This window comes from Sporofaciens musculi, assembly GCF_009830285.1.
In the GTDB taxonomy this organism is placed as follows: domain Bacteria; phylum Bacillota; class Clostridia; order Lachnospirales; family Lachnospiraceae; genus Sporofaciens; species Sporofaciens musculi.
On the sequence record NZ_WUQX01000001.1, the window covers coordinates 2,399,949 to 2,421,413 of the forward strand.

The 21,465-nt window shown below is 45.5% G+C and carries 26 protein-coding genes; 22 read left to right on the top strand and 4 right to left on the bottom strand.

Annotation, left to right across the window (positions count from 1 at the left end; translation table 11 throughout):
- The first annotated feature begins 175 nt into the window (after positions 1-175).
- The 12 genes from GN277_RS11915 to GN277_RS11970 are packed head-to-tail and all read left to right on the top strand — an operon-like array spanning position 176 to position 10,697.
- Positions 176-436: a DUF4321 domain-containing protein gene (locus tag GN277_RS11915; RefSeq protein ID WP_159751240.1), complete on the top strand. Its 261-nt coding sequence runs from the start codon at positions 176-178 to the stop codon at positions 434-436.
- A 36-nt stretch (positions 437-472) separates the two neighbouring features.
- The gene (gene radC / locus GN277_RS11920; protein ID WP_159751241.1) at positions 473-1,165 is read left to right on the top strand and encodes a RadC family protein; all 693 of its coding nucleotides are present in this window, start codon (positions 473-475) and stop codon (positions 1,163-1,165) included.
- A gap of 16 nt (positions 1,166-1,181) precedes the next feature.
- Positions 1,182-2,204 (top strand): rod shape-determining protein, encoded by a 1,023-nt coding sequence (locus tag GN277_RS11925; protein WP_159751242.1) that lies wholly within the window; start codon positions 1,182-1,184, stop codon positions 2,202-2,204.
- 1 nt (position 2,205) lies between these two features.
- The gene (gene mreC, locus GN277_RS11930; RefSeq protein WP_159751243.1) at positions 2,206-3,147 is read left to right on the top strand and encodes a rod shape-determining protein MreC; all 942 of its coding nucleotides are present in this window, start codon (positions 2,206-2,208) and stop codon (positions 3,145-3,147) included.
- Positions 3,148-3,150: 3 nt separating this feature from the next.
- Complete coding sequence (gene mreD, locus GN277_RS11935) at positions 3,151-3,669, top strand: rod shape-determining protein MreD (protein WP_159751244.1); 519 nt, start codon at positions 3,151-3,153, stop codon at positions 3,667-3,669.
- Entirely contained in the window at positions 3,662-6,598 is a 2,937-nt protein-coding gene (locus tag GN277_RS11940; RefSeq protein WP_244324690.1) for a penicillin-binding transpeptidase domain-containing protein, read from the top strand. The genes mreD and GN277_RS11940 overlap by 8 nt, the downstream gene beginning before the upstream one ends.
- 18 nt (positions 6,599-6,616) lie before the next feature.
- Complete coding sequence (locus tag GN277_RS11945) at positions 6,617-7,207, top strand: septum site-determining protein MinC (RefSeq protein WP_159751245.1); 591 nt, start codon at positions 6,617-6,619, stop codon at positions 7,205-7,207.
- Complete coding sequence (gene minD / locus GN277_RS11950; protein WP_159751246.1) at positions 7,189-7,980, top strand: septum site-determining protein MinD; 792 nt, start codon at positions 7,189-7,191, stop codon at positions 7,978-7,980. Before GN277_RS11945 ends, minD begins: the two co-directional genes overlap by 19 nt.
- An 11-nt stretch (positions 7,981-7,991) precedes the next feature.
- A complete protein-coding gene (locus GN277_RS11955) occupies positions 7,992-8,204 on the top strand; it encodes a cell division topological specificity factor MinE (protein ID WP_159751247.1) in 213 nt (70 codons plus the stop codon).
- On the top strand, positions 8,201-9,325 hold the full coding sequence (locus GN277_RS11960; protein ID WP_159751248.1) for an FtsW/RodA/SpoVE family cell cycle protein: 1,125 nt from the start codon (positions 8,201-8,203) through the stop codon (positions 9,323-9,325). Before GN277_RS11955 ends, GN277_RS11960 begins: the two co-directional genes overlap by 4 nt.
- Positions 9,326-9,337: 12 nt before the next feature.
- The gene (gene mgsA / locus GN277_RS11965; RefSeq protein WP_159751249.1) at positions 9,338-9,733 is read left to right on the top strand and encodes a methylglyoxal synthase; all 396 of its coding nucleotides are present in this window, start codon (positions 9,338-9,340) and stop codon (positions 9,731-9,733) included.
- On the top strand, positions 9,717-10,697 hold the full coding sequence (locus GN277_RS11970) for a D-alanyl-D-alanine carboxypeptidase family protein (RefSeq protein WP_244324691.1): 981 nt from the start codon (positions 9,717-9,719) through the stop codon (positions 10,695-10,697). Before mgsA ends, GN277_RS11970 begins: the two co-directional genes overlap by 17 nt.
- Before the next feature lie 56 nt (positions 10,698-10,753).
- On the opposite strand, the gene GN277_RS11975 is transcribed toward GN277_RS11970, so the two are convergent.
- Complete coding sequence (locus tag GN277_RS11975) at positions 10,754-10,957, bottom strand: DUF378 domain-containing protein (RefSeq protein WP_159751251.1); 204 nt, start codon at positions 10,955-10,957, stop codon at positions 10,754-10,756.
- A gap of 85 nt (positions 10,958-11,042) precedes the next feature.
- On the opposite strand from GN277_RS11975, the gene GN277_RS11980 reads away from it, so the two are divergent.
- From GN277_RS11980 to GN277_RS12015, 8 genes are all read left to right on the top strand, one after another.
- Positions 11,043-11,996 (top strand): TIGR01212 family radical SAM protein, encoded by a 954-nt coding sequence (locus tag GN277_RS11980; protein ID WP_159751252.1) that lies wholly within the window; start codon positions 11,043-11,045, stop codon positions 11,994-11,996.
- Between the two features lie 18 nt (positions 11,997-12,014).
- On the top strand, positions 12,015-13,391 hold the full coding sequence (locus tag GN277_RS11985) for an HlyD family efflux transporter periplasmic adaptor subunit (protein ID WP_159751253.1): 1,377 nt from the start codon (positions 12,015-12,017) through the stop codon (positions 13,389-13,391).
- 30 nt (positions 13,392-13,421) lie between these two features.
- Complete coding sequence (locus GN277_RS11990) at positions 13,422-14,114, top strand: YggS family pyridoxal phosphate-dependent enzyme (protein ID WP_159751254.1); 693 nt, start codon at positions 13,422-13,424, stop codon at positions 14,112-14,114.
- Positions 14,115-14,141: 27 nt separating this feature from the next.
- Complete coding sequence (locus tag GN277_RS11995) at positions 14,142-14,711, top strand: cell division protein SepF (protein WP_159751255.1); 570 nt, start codon at positions 14,142-14,144, stop codon at positions 14,709-14,711.
- A 17-nt stretch (positions 14,712-14,728) separates the two neighbouring features.
- A complete protein-coding gene (locus GN277_RS12000) occupies positions 14,729-15,487 on the top strand; it encodes a YlmH family RNA-binding protein (protein ID WP_159751256.1) in 759 nt (252 codons plus the stop codon).
- Positions 15,488-15,547: 60 nt separating this feature from the next.
- Positions 15,548-16,075: a signal peptidase II gene (gene lspA / locus GN277_RS12005; RefSeq protein ID WP_159751257.1), complete on the top strand. Its 528-nt coding sequence runs from the start codon at positions 15,548-15,550 to the stop codon at positions 16,073-16,075.
- On the top strand, positions 16,053-17,000 hold the full coding sequence (locus GN277_RS12010; protein ID WP_159751258.1) for an RluA family pseudouridine synthase: 948 nt from the start codon (positions 16,053-16,055) through the stop codon (positions 16,998-17,000). Before lspA ends, GN277_RS12010 begins: the two co-directional genes overlap by 23 nt.
- 67 nt (positions 17,001-17,067) lie before the next feature.
- Positions 17,068-17,712 (top strand): cytidylate kinase-like family protein, encoded by a 645-nt coding sequence (locus GN277_RS12015; protein ID WP_159751259.1) that lies wholly within the window; start codon positions 17,068-17,070, stop codon positions 17,710-17,712.
- A 75-nt stretch (positions 17,713-17,787) separates the two neighbouring features.
- Here GN277_RS12015 and GN277_RS12020 read toward each other — a convergent pair whose 3' ends face one another.
- Together GN277_RS12020 and GN277_RS12025 are read right to left on the bottom strand one after the other, a co-directional pair.
- Positions 17,788-18,522 (bottom strand): tRNA 2-thiocytidine biosynthesis TtcA family protein, encoded by a 735-nt coding sequence (locus tag GN277_RS12020; protein ID WP_159751260.1) that lies wholly within the window; start codon positions 18,520-18,522, stop codon positions 17,788-17,790.
- A gap of 16 nt (positions 18,523-18,538) precedes the next feature.
- A complete protein-coding gene (locus tag GN277_RS12025) occupies positions 18,539-19,597 on the bottom strand; it encodes a tyrosine-type recombinase/integrase (RefSeq protein WP_159751261.1) in 1,059 nt (352 codons plus the stop codon).
- A gap of 336 nt (positions 19,598-19,933) precedes the next feature.
- Between GN277_RS12025 and lexA the strand changes: the two genes are divergently transcribed.
- On the top strand, positions 19,934-20,551 hold the full coding sequence (lexA, locus tag GN277_RS12030; protein ID WP_159751262.1) for a transcriptional repressor LexA: 618 nt from the start codon (positions 19,934-19,936) through the stop codon (positions 20,549-20,551).
- Positions 20,552-20,592: 41 nt separating this feature from the next.
- On the top strand, positions 20,593-21,036 hold the full coding sequence (locus GN277_RS12035) for an NUDIX hydrolase (protein ID WP_159751263.1): 444 nt from the start codon (positions 20,593-20,595) through the stop codon (positions 21,034-21,036).
- Between the two features lie 75 nt (positions 21,037-21,111).
- Here GN277_RS12035 and rsfS read toward each other — a convergent pair whose 3' ends face one another.
- Positions 21,112-21,465, bottom strand: a complete 354-nt coding sequence (gene rsfS / locus GN277_RS12040) for a ribosome silencing factor (RefSeq protein WP_159751264.1) — start codon at positions 21,463-21,465, stop codon at positions 21,112-21,114.

A 21,465-nucleotide genomic window follows, 5' to 3' on the forward strand; every position in this document is an offset into this window, starting at 1 on the left:
TTTCCCCCTTCAATTACAATTCTATGAAGCGTTCATTTTACTCAGAAAATCCCACCCTTTTCGACATTCCTTAATGCAGTTTAAGAAATTTTTAATGTGATAGCCCTATACACCGTTTCCGAAATATGGTAAAATGTATTGAGTTTTTAGATAGACAAAACGAGGAGGAGTACATATGAAGGGAGCAGGAGGCAAGAATTCCTGGGCTTTATTCCTGTTTATCCTGACAGGAATCGTACTTGGAGGTTTTATTGGTATGCTGGCTGAGGGAGTGCCGGCATTAAGCTGGTTGGCATACGGTCAGTCCTTTGGGCTTCAGGAGCCTGTGGTCTTGAATTTCGGGATTTTGGTGCTGACATTCGGCCTGTCAATCAAGATTACCATTGCAAGTATTGTAGGTGTGATTCTTGCTGTCATTATTTATCGTTTCTTATAGAGTCTGTTATAAGTGTCGTACGAATCCAAAGATGAGATGAAGCAGTCAAATACCATAAAAGAGATACCGGAAACGGAACGTCCTTATGAGAAATGTGAACGAAACGGGGCGCACGCCTTAAGCGATGAAGAATTGTTGGCTGTGCTTCTGCGTACAGGCACTCAAGGGGAGAATGCCCTTTTGCTGGCGAGGAGAATCCTCTACCACGCCGGAGAGACTGGAATCTTAAGCCTCCATCAGTTCAGCAGGGAGAGGCTCATGCAGATAAAGGGCATCGGTAAGGTGAAGGCGATTCAGATTTCCTGTATCTCTGAGCTTGCGAAGCGGCTCTCCAAGGCGTCATACCAGGAAGCCTTGTGCTTTTCTGAGCCGGAGACCATTGCCAGATACTATATGGAGGATATGCGTCATGAGAAGCAGGAGTTGATGAAACTTCTGATGTTGAATACAAAAGCAAAACTGGTCGGGGAGACGAATGTATCGAAGGGGACGGTAAACGCCTCACTGATCACGCCCAGAGAACTTTTTATAGAAGCGTTACAGAAGAATGCTGTTTCCATCGTGATTTTACATAACCACCCAAGCGGTGACCCGACTCCAAGCCGAGAGGATATGTTGACAACTAAGAGAATCCTAGACGCAGGGGCATTGATTGGAATTGAATTGTTAGATCATATCATTATTGGGAATAATTGTTATGTAAGTTTTCGGAAAGAGGGCATACTTTAGAAAGGATCTATGTCAGATGGCGAGGAATGTATACGGCCTCGATCTCGGCTCCTATGAGATTAAGGTTTACGATAAGAAGAAAGATACCATATGGAAAGAAAAAGATGTGATTGCGCTCAGGAATGAGAAGGAGATTTTTGCCGTAGGCGACGAAGCTTTTTCCATGTACGAGAAAGCGCCTTCTAATATTGAAGTGGTATTTCCCATGAAGGAGGGCGTCATATCCAGATTCCATGATATGCAGTTCCTTCTGCAGAATCTGCTTAAGAAGGACCGGCAGTTTGCCCGTGGTTCGGAGTATGTGGTTGCCGTACCGACGGATGTTACAGAGGTGGAGAAGAAGGCGTTCTTCGACCTGGTAATCCACTCCACGGCAAAGGCCAAGGAGGTCAATATTGTGGAGCGTTCCATTGCAGATGCGATTGGGCTTAATCTGGATGTGCAGAACACTAGAGGCGTGTTTATTGTGAATTTCGGCGGCGAGACTACAGAGCTTTCTGTAATCGCAGGAGGAGGTATGGTTATGAACCGCCTTCTGAAAGTGGGAGGCGCGACCTTTGACCAGTCGGTTATTAATCTGGTGCGCCACAGCCATGACTTCCTGATTGGACGGCATACGGCGGAGGTGCTGCGCAAAAGCTTTGGAATCTTCACCAATGAAGTGGAGGCTATGCTTACTGTTGCCGGACGGGATCTGATTACAGGCGTTCCTATGCGAAAAGGAATCTCCATTAACCTGGTGAGACTGGCTATGAAGGACCCGCTGTTCCAATGTGTCAGCGCCATCCAGTCCCTTCTTGACCGGACGCCGCCTGAGGTGCGCAAAGCCATCAACGAGAACGGGATCTTCCTGACCGGCGGCGTTGCACATACGGCAGGTCTTGAGATGTATGTGGAGGAGATGGTGGGTATCACCACCAGAACCTCTGTAGAGCCGGATATCTGTGCGGTGTCCGGATTGAAGAAGATTATTGAATCGAAGGAATTGCGCAAGTTTGCATTTTCCATGATCGATGAAAACTATAGGTGGATGAGATAATATGAAGAACAAGAACCAATCGTCCTTTTCAAGTAAATATTGGCTGATCATCATATCTGTTCTCTGTGTGATTCTGCTGGGAATCGAACGGTTCACAGACGGCAAGGGGCCTTTACGCTTTATAGCCAGCTATACTGTCGTCCCCATGCAGGAGGGAATCAGCTATGTGGGAAGGTTCATGAGCGACCTGTCGGATAATTTCGAGACGTTGGAAGATATGAAGAAGGAGAATCAAAAGCTTCAGACCAAGGTGGATGAACTGACCATAGACAATACCAAGCTTCGCCAAGAGCAGTACGAGCTGGATAGGCTGCGGGAATTATATAAGCTGGATGAGAATTACTCGGATTACAAGAAGATTGGCGCCCATGTGGTTGCCAATAACGGAAGCAACTGGTTTACGGACTTTACTATTGACAAGGGAACCCGTGACGGAGTACAGGTGGATTCCAATGTGCTGGCAGGCAGCGGTCTTGTGGGAATCGTCATTGAGGCAGGCCCAACGTATTCCAGGGTACGCTCTATCGTAGATGACGCCAGCAACGTAAGCGCCATGATGCTTTCTACTTCGGATACCTGTATGGTCAGAGGGGATTTGAAGCTGATGGCAGACGGAAGGCTTCGTTTTGAGAAGCTTCCCAACAACGATAACAAGATTGAGCCAGGCGAGCAGGTGGTGACTTCTCATGTAAGTCCCCGTTTCCTCCAGGGACTGTTTATCGGATATGTCAGTGATATCGAAGTGGATGCGAACAACCTGACACGGTCCGGCTATATTACTCCGGCGGTGGATTTCAGTAAGCTTCAGGAGGTGTTAGTGATTACCACCACCAAGAAGAATATGCTGGAGGATAACAATTCCCAGGATTCACAGAATCCAGAAGAAGGCAATCAGGAGGAAGCTTCAGGGCCGCAGGAATCTAATGGCGAAGAAGGAGAATGATTCATGAAGAGAAAGTTCATAACATTTGCCGTGATTTTAGTCTGCTTTCTGCTTCAGAGTACTGTATTTCAATATCTGACCTTTGCCACCATCAAACCCAACATGCTGATTGTGGTGACCTCCTCCTTTGGCTTTATGCGGGGGAAGAAGGCAGGGCTGTTCGTAGGTTTTTCCTCAGGGCTTTTGGTTGATTTGTTTTGGGGAGGCGCCCTTGGCTTCAACATGCTGCTGTATTCCTTCATTGGATATGTTAACGGCTCATTTAAGCGGATGTTCTATGATGATGACGTTAAGCTTCCGATTGTGTTGATCGGTGTAAGTGATTTCCTGTATGGACTGCTTATATATGCTTTTTTATACATGCTGCAGGGAGATTTTGCTTTTTGGTCCCATTTAATGGAGATTATACTGCCGGAACTGGTATATACCATTCTGGTGACTTTGGTGCTTTATCAGATTATATTACACATCAATAAGAAACTCGAAGAAGAAGAACAAAGGAGTGCAAGTAAATTTGTATAGTTTATGGGAACGGTTTAAAGCCGGCATTACAGAAATCTTTCAATCACGGGTCGTTGTGATCATCCTTATGTTCTGTATTATGTCTGCCATTCTGGTCCAGAGGGTATTCTATCTACAGATTGTAAAGGGACAAGAGTATCTGGATGATTATAAGCTGCAGATTCAGAAGACCAAGGAGGTACAGGGAACCCGCGGGAATATTTATGACCGCAACGGGTATCTTCTGGCGTATAACGAACTGGCATATGCTGTCACTATAGAGGATATTGGTGAATATGATGACCGTGAGCATAAGAACGAAGAATTGAACAGAGTCGTATCCAGCGTGATTCAAATGGTGGAATCTAATGGAGACACAGTAATCAAAAATTTCGGAATTATCCTGGACAATGATAATAATTATACGTATGTTGCCCAGAACGAAACTCAGCGGCTCAGATTCGTTGCGGACGTATATGGAAAGAGGACGATTGATGAACTTTCCGCCAAGCAGAAGAATATCTCTGCCGAAGCGCTTATCAATTACCTGTGTACCGATGAGGTAAACGGATACGGGATTGACCAGTCCGCTATGGAACGGTCTCAGGTCCTTAAGCTGGTCAATGTCCGCTACGCTATTTCGCTGAACAGTTACCAGAAGTTCATCGCCACCACCATTGCCGAGGATGTCAGTGACGAGACGGTGGCTGTGGTTATGGAGAACCTGGACAGTCTGCAGGGCGTCAATATTGAAGAAGAATCTATGAGGCGGTATGCAGACAGCTATTGTTTCGCCAACATTATCGGCTATATTGGCCAGATTTCTCAGGAGGAGTACGACGCCCTTAGTAAGAAGGAGAAGGAGGAATATTCCAAGACGGATACCATTGGAAAATCCGGTCTTGAGAAGACCATGGATTCTGAGCTTCAGGGGAAGAAGGGTGAGATTAAGCTATACGTCAACAGTGTGGGCAAGGTAATTGAGACGATTAATCAGAAGAACCCCAAGGCAGGGAATGATGTGTACCTGTCCATTGACGCCAATCTGCAAAAGGCGGCATACCACATCATTGAGCAGGAGTTAGCAGGTATTCTGTTATCAAGGATTCAGAATGCGCTGGATTATGACCGCACCCAGGTAAAGGACGGCAGCGACGTAATCATTCCTATTGGGGATGTGTATAACACATTTATTAACAACGAGATTCTTGATATGAACCACTTTGGCGAAGAAGAAGCAGGCGTTACGGAGAAGGAGGTTTTTGCCGCATTTTCTGCCAGAAAAGAAAGCGTGATTCAGGATATTTCTGGGATTTTGACTGATCCCAACGCCAAAGCATACCGAGACTACCCAAAAGAAAAACAAGCGTACCTGACTTACATTGTCTCGGACCTATTGACAGGCGGCGGTGTCATTCGTTCAGACGCTATCGACACCAATGATGCCACATACAAGGCATGGAGGGATGATGAGAGTATCAATATCTACACCTATCTGACCTACGCGATTTCTCAGAACTGGGTGGATACCTCCCTGCTAAAAGAATATGCTGACGCCAAGGGAGAATATACCGATTCCAATGAACTTTATCAGGGAATGATTAATTATATTATCGAAGATATTCAGTCTGACAACAGCTTTAATAAGCTAATCTACCGGTATATGATTAAAGCCGGCGCGGTGACGGGACGGCAGATTTGTTTAATGCTCTATGAGCAGGGAATCCTTACATTTGATGAGGCACAGTATAACGGATTAAATTCCGGAGGCATTTCAGCCTATGACTTTGTTCGAGGCAAGATTGAGACGTTGGAGATTACGCCAGGACAGCTTGCCTTAGAGCCCTGTACAGGCTCTATCGTGATTACGGACACCAACAGCGGCAAGGTGCTGGCCTGTGTATCCTATCCGGGATATGACAACAACCGGCTTGCCAACGCCATGGATTCCAATTACTATCAGAAACTGGTGACAGACCAGGCAAGGCCTTTCTATAACAATGCGACTCAGGAGAAGACGGCCCCTGGCTCCACCTATAAGCCTTTGGTGTCGATTGCAGGACTGATGGAGGGCGTTGTGAATGTGAATACCTACCTGCCCTGCAGCGGTATCTACGAGAAGGTAGAGCCGAATCCCACCTGCTGGATTTATCCAAGCTCCCATGGAGGGCTAAATGTGGCGGGTGCGCTGCAGCACTCCTGTAACTGTTATTACTATGAGGTGGGATATCGTCTGAGCCTTCAGGACAACGGTATCTCCCAGATTGAGTCAGACAACAGGGAAGGTGAATCCACCGGAGTATATTACTCCAGTAATCTGGGGTTGGAGAATCTTAAGAAGTATGCGACTCAGTTTGGATTAGGCGAGACGTCTGGACTTGAGATTCCAGAGTCTGAACCTCAGATTTCAGATGATTCGTCCGTACCGTCATCCATCGGACAAGGTACCAATAACTATACGGTCAGCCAGTTGGCGCGTTATGTCACGGCCATTGCCAATAAAGGTACAGTATATGATCTAAGCCTGCTTGACAAAGTCACTTCTGTGGAGGGTGATGTGATAAAAGAGTATGAACCCAAGGTGTATAACACCATCTCCGACGTGCCGGATTCTTACTGGTCCGCCGTCCATACGGGAATGCGCAACATGGTTACCTCCCATGGTGATTTGTTTTCTACAATAAATGCAAGTAATGTAAAACTGTCTGGAAAGTCAGGTACAGCACAGCAGAGTAAGACCCATCCGGACCACGGGTTATTCGTAGGATTTGCCCCAAGCGACAGTCCGGAGGTGGCATTCGCAATCCGTATCGCCAACGGCTATAGTTCGAACTATGCCTGTGAGATTGGCAGCGATGTGATGGAATACTATTATGAGATAACTCCGGAGGATGAATTGATTACCGGAAAAGCAGCCCAGGTGAAGCTTAAAACGACAGGAGGAGATTAAGGGAAAGGATGAGTTTATGTGAAAGATCCGGTGCTCATTAAGAGCAACAGATACGGGATTACGATTTTTTTCGACCCGTACATGCCCTACGGGGAGTTGCTTACAGAGGTTCAGAAGAAATTCCAGTCTTCCGCACATTTTTTCGGTCATGCGGATATGGCGGTAGAATTCGAGGGCCGTACTTTCACAAAAGAAGAGGAGCAGCTGATGGCAGAGGTCATTCAGGATGCCGCCAAGATACAGATATTATGTATTATTGAGAAGGACACAGACACAGAAGAGATCCACAGAAGAATGTTGGATGAAAGCCTGGAAACGCTCCATGAAAGAGACGGCCGGTTCTATAGAGGTACGTTAAGAGGAAAAGAGATCTTGGAATCTGAGACGAGCATTGTGATTGTCGGGGATATTGAAGAAGGCGCCATTGTGGCGTCCAAACAGAATGTAGTGGTCACAGGAACCATTTACGGGACAGTGATTGCAGGCGCCTCAGGCAATTATGACGCAGTGATCGCAGCGCTTCATATGGCGCCAAAGAAGCTGCGCATCGGAGATATTGAAGTCAAACCAGTTATAGGAGGGAGTTATTCATGGGCGAAGCTATTGTAATTACATCGGGAAAAGGCGGCGTCGGCAAGACGACGACAACAGCGAATCTGGGAGCAGGGTTATCGAAGCATGACAAGAAAGTGGTAGTGATTGATACAGATCTGGGCCTTCGTAATCTGGATGTGGTCATGGGCCTTGAGAATCTGATCGTCTACAATCTGGTGGATGTGATTGAAGGCACCTGCCGGCTTAAGCAGGCGTTGATTCGTGACAAGCGGTATGAGAACCTCTACCTTCTGCCTTCTGCCCAAACCAAGGACAAGACAGCGATTACGTCTGGGCAGATGAAGAAGCTTACCAGTGAGCTTAAGGAGGAGTTTGACTACATACTTCTGGACTGTCCGGCGGGAATCGAGCAGGGCTTCATGAATGCCATTGCAGGCGCAGACCGAGCTATTATCGTCACCACTCCGGAGGTATCGGCAATCCGTGACGCAGATCGTATCATCGGTCTTTTGGAGAGCCAAAAACTAAAAAAAATGGAGCTGATCATCAACCGAATCCGTGTGGACATGGTGAAGCGCGGGGATATGATGACTGTGGATGACGTGACAGAGATTTTATCTATTCCCTTAATTGGCGCGCTGCCGGATGATGAGCAGGTGGTGATTGGCACAAACCAGGGAGAGCCTGTCATCGGCATGGACTCGAAAGCAGGAACAGCGTATATGAATATCTGTAAACGCATAATGGGTATGGAGGTTCCTTTTCTGGACCTTACAAGCAATACCGGATTTTTTTCTAAAATATCCGGCCTCTTCAGAAAAGAATAGGGGGAAGGGATATGTTAAGAAAATCGTCGGTTTCCATAGCCAGGAATCGGGTAAAGGCATTGGTTATTTCGGACAGAGTACACTGTACGCCGGATGCCTATGACAATATCTGCCGTGAGCTTTTTACCTCCCTCTCAAAGTATATGGAGGTTACAGAAGATGATTTTCAGGTAAATATTAACCGAACACAGGTCGTTATTACATTTGCAGGAGAAGAAGCGTGAGATTACCTAGATTTACAAAACCGTACCATTTAAGAGATTACAAATTCAGCCTGGTTTTCCTTGTTCTGGCATTGTCCATGATCGGGATTCTGGCTGTGGGAAGTGCAAAAGCAATCTATCAGCCAAGACAGATCTTCGGAGTAGCTTTTGGATTCTGTGTGATGATTGTCGTATCCCTCATTGATTATGTATGGGTCTGCGATTTTTACTGGCTGCTTTATCTTTTTGCGGTGGCAATCCTCGCCGCCGTCATTCCATTTGGTGAAAAGGTAAACGGTGCGAGAAGATGGATAGACTTAGGCTTCACTACGTTCCAGCCCTCCGAGCTTGCCAAGATTCTGTTAATCTTGTTTTTTGCCAAGTTCATCATGGAACATACGGAGGACATTAGTGATAAGTTTACTCTTGTCAAATATGCCGTACTCTGCGGGATTCCTCTGGTGCTGATCGTCGTAGAGCCGAATCTTTCTACCACCATCTGTACCGCTTTAGTTCTCTGCCTTCTAATCTTCGTCGGAGGACTCAGATATCGTATTATCGGAACGATTTTCGTTATATTGATTCCGACGGCGCTGATCTTCTTAAGCATTGTGGTACAGCCGGATCAGAAGCTTCTAAAGGATTACCAGCAGCAGCGTATCCTGGCTTTTATAGAGCCGGAGAAATACGCCAACGACACAGCGTACCAGCAGCGAAACGCAGTTATGGCAATCGGCTCCGGACAGTTGACGGGTAAAGGGCTTAACAATAATACCACCACCTCTGTAAAGAACGGTAATTTCATTGCAGAGCCTCAGACAGACTTCATCTTTGCAATCATAGGTGAAGAACTTGGTTTCATTGGAAGCTGTATAGTTATTGCTTTATTATTATTAATTGTGATACAATGTATTCTAATAGGGACGCGATCGCAGAACCTGACGGGTAAGATCGTAAGCTGCGGATTCGGCGGATTGATTGGCATTCAGAGTTTTATCAATATTGGAGTTGCCACTCAGATTCTGCCGAATACGGGGGTTCCCCTGCCTTTCGTCAGTTATGGACTTACATCGCTGGTGAGTCTGTACATGGGAGTCGGGTTTGTCTTAAACGTCGGGTTACAGCCGAAAAAATATCAATAAGGAGTGAAGAAGATGAATATAGGACTGATCGCTCATGATTCAAAAAAGACTTTGATGCAGAATTTTTGTATTGCTTATAGGGGGATCTTAAGCAAGCACAATCTGTATGCAACCGGCACCACCGGACGTCTGATTGAAGAAGTCACCAACCTGAATGTACACAAATACCTTGCAGGGCCCTTAGGGGGAAAACAGCAGCTTGGGGCGCAGATCGCGCAGAACGATATTGACGCGCTGATTTTCCTTAGGGAACCATCAAATCCGAAACCTCATGAGCCGGATGTGAATGATGTAATTCAGCTTTGTGACATGTATAATATTCCCATGGCAAGCAATCTTGCTACTGCGGAACTGATTATTTTAGCGATTGACAGAGGAGATCTTGATTGGCGTGAGATGTACAGATAAGATTTATCGTCTGCTCGTGGTTACCGCTGCCTGTGTGGTATTGGCGTCGGGGTGCAAGGGACCAGAAAAAGTGGTGGTAGCCTATGAGGAGGAGAACTACAATAAGGATATTTACAGAGGTTCGTTTTTTGCGGAGAATCTCTGTACAGCTACAACGGATATCATACCAGAGGGAGGCGGAGGCGTTGATACCTCCACATTAAATTCTGCGGCGCTCTTTGACGTGAACGGCCGAACCGTTGATTTTGCCTGCCGAATCCATGAGCGTTTGTATCCGGCCAGCACCACGAAGATCATGACCGCCCTGGTTGCCATCAAAAACGCTGACCTGTCCGCAACTGTGACGGTATCGCCCTATGCGGATGTATCGAATTTTGCATCGGATGAGAAGACCTGCGGTATAAAAGGGGGAGACAGGCTCACCCTTTTGGACCTCTTACACGGACTTCTGCTGGAATCCGGCAATGACGCGGCAGTAGCTATTGCCGTACATGTAGGGGGAAGTACGGATGCGTTTTCCCAGATGATGAATGATGAGGCTAAAAGGCTGATGGCGACGAATACAAATTTCGTCAATTCCAACGGGCTCCATGATGAGAATCATTATACGACTGCATATGATTTATATCTGATTTTTAATGAATGTATCAAACACGAGGAATTTGTTAATATTATTAATACGAAGCAATACACGGTCCAGATTACCGGTAATGATGGAAGTGTCCGTCAGGAGAATTGGGCACAGACCAATTTCTATGCAACAGGGAAGGCTGAGTCGCCCACAGCAGCAACGGTAATTGGCGGTAAGACCGGAACAACGGATCAAGCTGGAAATTGCCTCATCCTGCTCAATAAGACCCTTGACGAGAGCCCCTATATCTCAATAGTGATGGGGGCAAATACAAAGGAGCTTCTTTACCAGGATATGACAGCCTTGATTAATGGTATACCGGCAAATGAATAAGACATTTACAAGGGGCATCCAAAGGATACCCCTTGCCTTGCAAAATGGCAGTTTAGCTATTCGGCTGAGGAACGAATCCTGCCGTACATGCTGATCAGATACAGTCCGCATAAACCTACCAATGTGTAGATGATGCGGGAAAGCCATGATAGATTACCAAAGAGAAAGGCTACCAGGTCAAAACGGAAGATTCCGACTAAGAGCCAGTTGATCGCGCCTATAATAACGATTGTCAATGTTGTATTGTCAGACCATTTCATACTAAGTTCCTCCTTTTTGTCTTGCTGAACTTAGTATGGCTTCCGTAAAAATGATTTATACATATGAGAGAGAGGTTTTCGGCAAATGGTGCAGGAATTGCCCTATTATGCTTATTCAGAATATCTTAAGGACAAGTATGGAGAAAAGATATATAAGTTACCTGTAAACCTTCCGGTGAGCTGTCCTAACCGATTAACAGGCAGGGGATGTGCGTTTTGCTCAGAGAAGGGCGCTGGATTTGAGGCTATGGATTGTCGTGTTCCTGTTAAGGAACAACTTAAAAAGACCAGACAGCGGATTGAGACAAAATATCATGCCCGCAAGTTTATAGCCTATTTTCAGAATTATACCAATACGTTTCTTCCTCTGACACAATTTTGCTCTTACGTGGATGAGGCGGCAGGAGTGCAGGATGTTGTAGAGCTTGCCATATCCACCCGTCCGGACTGTATTTCCTTAGAATACTTGGAAGCCCTTTTGGATGTACGCAGACGGTATGGAAGCAATATTACCATAGAGCTTGGGCTTCAGACCAGCAACTATCACACGCTCATGAGAATGAACCGAGGGCATACGCTGGCAGAATTTATCGATGCCGTACTTGCCGTTCAAGCCTATGGCTTTGAAGTCTGCGCCCATGTAATTTTGAATCTTCCAAACGATGAGTTATCAGATACCATTGAGACGGCGAAGATCTTATCTGCGCTGCGGGTACAGACGGTAAAGGCTCATTCCCTGTACCTGGCAAAAGGAACAGCCCTTTGTGATGCTTACGAGAGAGGAGAGGTTACCATTTGTTCTAAGGAGGAATACCTAAAGCGATTGGCGTCGTTTTTAGACTATCTTTCTCCTAAAATTGGAGTGGAGAGGCTTTTTAGCCGTATTCCTTTCGATGATGCAATATTTTGTAACTGGGGAACGAGCTGGTGGAAGCTAAGAGATGAGCTATTGGAGTATATGAGGGAAAAGGGGAGTTTTCAGGGAAGGAAATTCCATTACCTGAATGGAAGTGCCCTTAAGCAGATGCAACGAACATAGGAACAGGAGGCTTTTTAGTTGGCAGGGAATAAATTAACGCACATACAGGCTTATCGCAATAAAAAGCATATGAATATCGGGCTTGCCATCTTCGGGATTATCTTTATTTATCTGGTGGTTACGATTCTGCTGTACCTGACAGGGACTCATGTGTCCGCCTATGAGGTTCGGGAGGGCTCTATCCTAAGAGACAATGCCTACACTGGATTTGTGCTGCGCAATGAGATGGTAGTTGAGGCAGAAGCCGACGGGTATGTGAATTATTTTGCTATGGAGGACAGTAAGGTAGGGGTAAAAACCAGAATATACACCTTATCTGACCGTGAGCTTGACTTTGCGGACACCACCTCAGAGGAATCGAGAAAACTGTCCTCGGAGGAGCAGGCAGCAATGCTGGTAAGAATTCAGGCTTTTTCTGAAGGGTTCAAGGACGAGCATTTTAATGATGTCTACAGCCTAAAGGATACGGTGGCAACCGTACTGGAGAGTCGTTCCAATCAGAACCGCCAGGCTCAGTTAGACGCCATGGCAGGGCAGGAGAATAACGGCATCCAAATCTATCAGGCTGCCTCTGACGGCATTGTGGCCTATTCCATAGACGGATATGAGACGGCGTCTCTGGGAGATATATCCGAGGTTACCTTCTCTAAGGAGAATTATGAGAAGACGGATTTAAAAAATAACATGGAAGTTAAGGCCAACGACCCTGTATATAAACTGATTAAAGACGATAACTGGACTGTGGTAATTCCTTTGCAGGACGAGATGGTTGAAGAAATGAGGGAGATTGAACTGGTACGGGTTCGTTTTTCCAAGGATCAGGAAACTGCTGTCGCAGAATTTTCTATCCACGAGACAGGTAAGCTCCATCTGGGTGTTTTGACCCTTGACAGCTCTATGATTCGTTATGCAAAAGAACGGTATCTGGACTTAGAGCTTATTCTGGAGGATGAATCCGGACTTAAGATTCCCAAGTCAGCGGTTACGGATAAGAAGTTCTACCTGATCTCAGAAGCCTATCTGACTCAGGGCGGAAACAGCAAGGAGACAGGTGTGTTGGTAAAGACGGAAGACGGCCAGTCCAAGTTTCAAAGCGTCAACGTCTACGACCGTGATGAGGAGACGGGCATGGCATATCTGGGAACAGATGGTTTTGCCGAGGATGCAGTCCTGGTAAAACCGGACTCCACAGATACCTGTGTTCTGAATCGGACGGAGAGTATCAAAGGGGTATACAATATCAACAAAGGCTATGCCGTATTCAAACAGGTTAATATTCTGTGTGAAAGTGACGATTATTATATTGTGGAGTCAGGAAGCGACTACGGGCTATCCAATTATGACCATATTGCTCTAAACGGAGCCGATGTTGATGAAAATGACGTGGTATTTTAGTGTGCAGCATTTGGAAAGGGGAGATTAAGAATGCTCAAAGAAAACCTTGAATTTGTGGAAAATGAGATTCAGGAAGCGTGCAGACGCGCCAAACGTGACAGCTCAGAGGTCACGCTGATTGCAGTCAGCAAGACAAAGCCGGTAGAAGCCCTAAGAGAAGCCTATGACCTGGGAGTCCGTGTATTCGGAGAGAATAAGGTTCAGGAGTTGGCGGATAAGTACGAGGAGCTGCCAAAAGATATCCACTGGCATATGATTGGTCATCTGCAGCGAAATAAGGTAAAATACATCATTGATAAGGTAGACTTAATCCATTCTGTGGATTCAATCCGTCTTGCCGAAGCCATTGAAAAGGAGGCTGCCAAGCGAAATATTGAGGTAAATATCTTGATTGAGGTAAATGTTGCGGGAGAGGAGAGTAAATTTGGCGTGTCGCCGGAAGAACTTCCAAAATTCGTTCAGGAGGTAGCAAAATTCCCGCATATCAGGGTGCAGGGACTTATGACAATCGCGCCTTTTGTCGAGAATTCAGAGGAAAATAGAGGGATTTTTGAGAGCTTAAGAAAATTATCTGTTGACATTAAGGAAAAAAAAGTTGATAATATTACTATGCGGGTTCTGTCTATGGGGATGACGAATGATTACTCCGTTGCCGTAGAAGAGGGCGCAACCATGGTACGGGTGGGAACCGGAATCTTTGGCGCACGCGATTATTCAAGATAGTAACGGAAGATAGGAGCATTTTATCATATGGGAGTATTAGATAAATTTTTAGATATTATGAGACTGACTGATGAGGACGACTATGAGGATGATGAGTTCTTTGACGACGATTATGAGGACGATTATGAGGAGAAGCCGAAAAAGGGGGGCTTTTTCCGTCGCAACAGAGAAGAATCCTATGATATGGAGGAGGACGATTACGACTATGAGCCGCCGGCACGCTCGTCTAGGTCTTCACGTCCGAGCAGCAGCAACAATAAAGTAACTCCGATGCGCCAGCCAGCGTCAAGGAGGAACAATGGCGTCAGTATGGAGGTCTGTGTAATTAAGCCTAATTCCGTGGAGGATGCAAGGGAGATTACAGAGACTCTGTTAAGCGGGCGTACGGTAATCCTGAATCTGGAGGGACTGGATTTGGAGATTGCTCAGCGTATCATTGACTTTACTTCAGGAGCCGCTTTTGCCATCAGCGGTAACCTGCAGAAGATATCGAACTACATATTCCTGGTAACGCCTACGAACGTCGATATATCAGGAGATCTCCAGGATCTTCTGAATACTTCTTTTGACGCTTCCTCCATGCGTTCCAGATTCTAGGATACAGGTTGGGAATAATGAACAAAGAAGATACATTACTGCAAAAGAGACTGATAGAGTTGTCACGGACTGCGTACATTCGTGGGATTGTTACGTTTAGTGACTTTCTCAATTTGAATGAATTGAATATTCTGCATACCACCCCTAAGCACCAATTTCAATCTCCGTATGAGACTTATGGAGGGTATGGTTTATCAGAGCGTCAGATGGTTGCCTTTCTACCTGATGCTCTTTATGCGTTTTCAAAGAAATATCCCATTCGTATTCTGGAGATTAGACCGCTTAACAGGCGGTTTTGTGATGAGCTGACCCACAGAGACTATCTGGGAGCCTTGATGAATCTTGGTATTGAACGGTGCAAACTGGGGGATATTATGGTGAATGGCCCTCAGGCGCTGTTGTTTGTAAGAGAGGAAATGGCGGACTATATCATGGAAAATCTCACCCGAATCCGGCATACCTCGGTTTCGGTCAGCATAAGTAACGATTTTCCTGAAGATTACGAGCCAAAGTATGAAGAATTTAAGGGAACGGTTGCCTCCGTCCGGTTGGATACTGTGCTTTCCCTGGCGTTTCCTATATCAAGGAGTAAGCTCACGGCCTACATTGAGGGCGGGAAGGTATTTGTAAATGGAAAGCTTGTCACCAGCAACGGATACCGTCTCAAGGAGGGAGACATTATCTCGGTTCGCAAACTGGGACGAATTGTATATGACGGGGTATTGTCAGAGACGAAAAAAGGGCGGTATCTCACTGTGGTACGTAAATATATTTGATTACACTTGGGGACAAGAGCAATAGCGCCTGGGCGCGCATCTGTAAAAAGGGAGAGGAATATGGCAGAAATAAATGTTACTAAGAAGGAATCAGGCAGGGGAATCTATTATCTTGCCGCCGTAACCGCGGTTTCTGTGCTGGTCTGTCTGGACCAGTTCACCAAGCATCTGGTTTTGGAAAAGCTTAAGGGGAATCCACCCTTTATCATCTGGGACGGGGTGTTCCAGCTTGAATATCTTGAGAATAGGGGAGCAGCGTTCGGCTTATTTCAGGGTCAGAGGCTTTTCTTTTTTGTAAGCGTGTTTCTAGTCAGTATTGCATTTATCTGGTTCTTTTTAAAGGTTCCTATGGAGGGGAGATTTGTGCCCCTTTGTATGTGTGCAGTCTTTATCATGGCAGGCGCGTGGGGAAACTGTGTGGACCGAATCGTTTTAAATTATGTGGTGGATTTTCTGTATTTTAAGCTGATAGACTTCCCCATTTTCAATGTGGCGGACATTTATGTGACGGTGGCTACATTTTCATTGGCAGTACTTATTTGTTTTTATTATAAGGAGGAGGACCTTGAAAGAATTGTTCATCGTTGAGAGTCAGGAGGGAGAGAGGCTTGACCGTTATCTGGCGGCTGCAATGCCAGAGCGTTCCAGGTCCTATGTCCAGAAGCTTATCAAAGAACAGAATGTACTGGTAAACGGAGGGCCTGTGAAAGCAAGTTACAGGCTCTTAATCGGTGACCGGCTTGATATTACGCTGCCAGAGGCCCAAGAGCCGGACATTGTGGCAGAAAATATTCCTCTTGACATTCTCTATGAGGATTCGGAGCTTATCATTGTCAATAAGCCTAAGCAAATGGTGGTGCATCCGGCGGCGGGACATTACAGCGGTACTCTGGTGAATGGGCTTATGTATCACTGTAGACATGAGTTATCTGGAATTAATGGTACAATGCGCCCTGGAATTGTACATCGGATTGATATGGATACAACAGGCTCTCTGGTGGTGTGCAAGAACGACAAGGCCCACCAGAGCCTGGCAGAGCAGTTAAAGGTACATTCGATTAGAAGAATCTATGTTGCAATCGTCCACGGGAATCTTAAGGAGGATAAGGGCACTGTGGATGCCCCCATTGGCAGGCATCCCACAGAGAGGAAGAAGATGAGCGTTCATACCAAGAACGGGAAGCAAGCTGTTACCCATTATCAGGTTCTGGATCGTTTCGGGGATTACACTTATATCCAGTGCGAGCTGGAAACTGGACGCACCCACCAGATTCGTGTACACATGGCCAGTATTGGCCATCCTCTGCTTGGGGATATCATCTATGGTCCCCGAAAATGTCCTTTTCCAAAGCTTATAGGGCAAACGCTGCATGCCAAGACCTTAGGCCTGATTCATCCAGAAACAGGAGAATATTTGGAGATAGAGGCGCCGTTGCCGGAATATTTCGTTGAATTGTTAGAACGACTGAGAGGTTCTAAAGGGGAATCGGACATAAATATTAAAAATTTTTAGAAAATAATATACAATTTTCTCAAATTGTTATATAATAGAAGCATCAATTTAGAGGAGTGTGATTCGTATGGCAAAAACAAATACAATTATCACAATAGGCAGACAGTACGGAAGCGCAGGCAGGGAGATTGGTTATAAAGTTGCAGATGAGCTTGGTATTAAACTGTATGACAAGGAGATGCTTGACCGCGCCGCCAAGGAGAGCGGAATCTGTCAGGAATTGTTCGAGACTCACGATGAGAAGCCCACCAATAGTTTTTTATATTCTCTGGTAATGGATACTTATTCTCTGGGATACACCTCTGGAAGTTATACGGATATGCCGATTAATCATAAGGTATTTCTGGCTCAGTTTGACGCAATCAAGAAGATTGCCGATGAGGGCCCCTGTATTCTGGTTGGACGTTGTGCCGATTATGCCCTTGAGGAGTGCGACAATGTAATCCGCCTGTTTATTCACGCAGACTTGGACGTCCGTATTCGTCGCATTGCCCGTATCTATGATTTGACGGATGCAAAGGCAAAGGAGCTGATTTTGAAGACGGATAAGAAGAGGGCCAGCTACTATAATTATTATAGTAATAAGAGATGGGGCGCTGCCGACAGTTATGATTTTTGTCTGAACAGTTCTAAGCTTGGGATTCAGGGAACGGCTGATGCGATTAAGATGCTGGTGGAGATTAAAGAGCGGGATTGTGAGAAGCAGTTGTAACAACGTTGTAAAAAGGGGTTGTGAGAAATAATATGTCTCTGCCATATTTTCTCACAACCCCTTATAGTGTAGAGTTTATCTCTTGTGTAGGTTTCGCTGCGGCCATCCTTTGATATTGCCATTCAGGATTGCTGTAAACATCCTCTGTTTTGCCCCTGGATGCTCGCGATTCAACTGTGCCACCAGCTCCTTGGCATACTGCCGCTTTGTATATCCGTCGATAGGGCATCTGCTGGTTACCACCGGAAGATTATATTTGTTCTTAAATCCAATAACATCAGCCTCTGTAACGAACATCATAGGCCGAATAACGGTCAAATCCATACGGTCCAGATAACTTCGCGGTGAGAAAGAGTAGAACCGCCCTTCAAAGAGCATGGACAGAAGCATCGTCTCAATCATATCATCCGTGTGATGTGCATAGGCTACTTTATTGCAGCCCATCTCTTTTACCGCCTTATTTAGAGAGCCTTTTCGCATCTTGGCACACAGGGAGCAGGGATTGGTTTCCTTGCGCTCATCAAACAAAATATGTGCGATATCTGTCTTGACAATCTGGTAGGGAACGCCAAGCTCCTGACATAGCTTTGCCACAGGCGAAAAATCACATTCTGAATACCCCATGTCTACCGTAACTGCGGACAACTCAAAGGGCTTCGGATAGAACCTTTTCAGACCATGCATGGCATAGAGAAGCGCCAGGCTGTCCTTTCCTCCGGAAATGCCAACCGCTATATGGTCCCCCTCTTGAATCATGGCGTACTCATCAACGGCTTTTCGCGTATAACTCAAAAGCTGCTGTAATTTCATATATTGTCTTTCCTTTCTAACATTCCCGCAGCTTCACAGCCGATGCAGCCCGTCTGCGCCGGTCCTCATCAATCGCCGCATAATGCTTCTTCGTAGTATTCACATCCTTATGGCCCAGTACGTCCGCCACAAGGTAGATGTCTCCAGTTTCCTTATATAGAGTCGTACCATAGGTACTGCGCAGCTTATGTGGGGTAATCTTCTTATTGGGCGTCACCTGGCGGGCATATTTTTTTACCATATTCTCAATGGCCTGGATACCCATACGGCGTTTCTGGGTGGATAAAAACAAGGCGTTCTCATGACCAGAAAGAGGAGCAACAGACTTACGGCTTCCTTCAATATAAGCAGAAAGAGCGTCTGCAACTTCATCGCCAAAATACACGGTCATCTGGTTGCCGCCCTTACGGGTGACGGTAATCCCATTATTCTTAAAATCTACGTCGCTTATGTCAAGTCCCACACATTCTGATACACGGATGCCGGTTCCAAGGAGCAGGGTTAGAATCGCCAAGTCTCGGTCCCTGGTCTTATTATAATAGGTAAGGGCTTGACCAGATAGCTGGCTTCCACAGTTCTCCACAAAATCTAAGAGCAGCGCCACTTCATCAGTATCCAGCCTTATAATGGCCTTATCGTGGAGCTTCGGCATATCCACCAGAAGAGTGGGATTCTTAGTGATAATCTGATGCTTATAGTAGTAATTATAGAAACTGCGAAGGGCCGACATCTTGCGGGAAAGTCCCTTTTCTCCATTGGTAATCAGTTCATTTTCCCGCTCATAAACCTTCAGATATTCCATGTATTCCTCAATGTCCACAGGCTCTAACTTCTCAAGGTCATCCACACGAAACTGCTCAATGGAATAATTCTTGTATACAGGATTGTTCTCCATTAGAAAATGAAAAAAAATACGGACGTCGTATGCATAGTTAATCCTTGTCTTTGCCGAGGATTTGGGCTCGATTGCCCGAAAATAATCTTTTGCAAACGGCGGCAGAGATTTTAGAACTTCCCGCAGGCGGATGGTCTGGTCAATACGCGTCTGCTCATGATAATTTCTTGTATCTGCCATAAAAAAACCTCCCTTATTAATTAAATACACTATATATTGAAAGAACTCCCAAACCCTCAATATATGTGATAATATGGATAATTATAACATAAATGTTGCTTTTTGTCTACATCTTTTGGAAAAATCGGTATTTGTCGTATAGATCTATCTGACGCTATTGCCCCTTCAATCCGCCCAAAAATTGTAATTTATTGCCTATGAAAATATTTCCGAACATATTTTCTAAACATCTGTTTGCTATTTTATATATCTTGTGGTAAAATATATTTATGAAATTTGTAAGGAACAGGATTTCTTTGTGAAAGTTTTATAAATATTACGAAAAGGAGGTTTCATATGGGACAAGGTAAGATAAGTCCAAAGCAGAAGGAAATATTAGAATATATCAAATCACAGATATTAGAACGGGGGTTTCCTCCAGCAGTCAGGGATATCTGCGAGGCGGTTCATCTAAAGTCTACATCCTCGGTTCATTCACATCTTGAGACCCTTGAGAAGAACGGTTATATCCGCCGTGACCCCACCAAGCCGAGAGCCATTGAGATATTGGATGATTCCTTTAATTTTATGCGCCGTGAGATGGTGAATGTTCCGATTATCGGACGTGTGGCCGCAGGGGAACCCATATTGGCTGACCAGAACATTGAGAACTACTTTCCCATTCCGATGGAGTATATGCCTAATACTCCCACCTTTATGCTCAAGGTAAAGGGGGAAAGCATGATTAACGCAGGCATTCTAAGTGGTGATTTGGTGCTTGTGGAGCAGATTTCGATTGCACAGAACGGCGACATGGTGGTTGCCCTGATTGATGAAGGTGCCACTGTGAAGACATTTTATAAGGAAGACGGACATATCCGCCTCCAGCCAGAGAATGATACGATGGAGCCAATCATTGTAGTGGATGTACAGATTCTTGGTAAAGTGATTGGCGTTTTTCGATTTTTTAACTAAAGATAAAATTACATAATCACATAATCATTGGAGGAAGTTTTATGAAAGTCAGATTTTATAAGCATATTGAGGATCACCTGCTTAAGTTTGCCGTGATTGTCGCTACATCAGGCGGTAAATGGGTGCTCTGTCGGCATAAAGAGCGGAATACTCTGGAGTGTCCTGGCGGTCACCGTAAAAGACGTGAGAAGATCTTGGATACCGCCAAGCGGGAGCTGGTGGAGGAAACCGGCGCTTTAGATTACCACATCGAGCCTGTATGCGTCTATTCTGTAACCGGACAAAATAGAGTGAACCCGTCTGGCGAAGAAGCCTTTGGAATGTTGTATCTTGCAGATATCAAGACTTTTCGTAAGAAGCTTAAAAGCGAGATGGCGGAGGTCCTTTTGATGGATAATCTTCCTGTACAGTCCGACCAGTGGACCTACCCTGAGATTCAGCCGAAGCTGATTCAGGAGGTACTGTACAGAGAATATTGCGGTTAAAATCTAACATGAAAAGACACCCTTCATAGACAAATACAGTCTCGTCTATGAAGAGTGTCTTTTTCTTACATTCCCCTACAGATCATCAATGCTCTCAATCCGTTTTCCGTCACTCCAGATTCTCTCCAGATGATAGAACTCTCGGTTCTCCGTATCGAACACATGGACAACCACGTCGCCGTAATCCAGAAGCACCCAGTTCCCAGTCTGAAGCCCTTCCCGCTGAATCTGCGAATGTCCTGCCTTGTGCATCTCATCCTCCACATGATCCACCAGAGCCTTTACCTGGCTGTCGTTGGAACCGCTGGTAATGATAAAATAATCTGCCAGTGGGGAGATACCAGAGATATCAATTATACAGATATCCTCTCCCTTCTTATCCTCCAGAGCACGGCAGACAATACGTGCCATGTCTTTTACCTTCTCCAT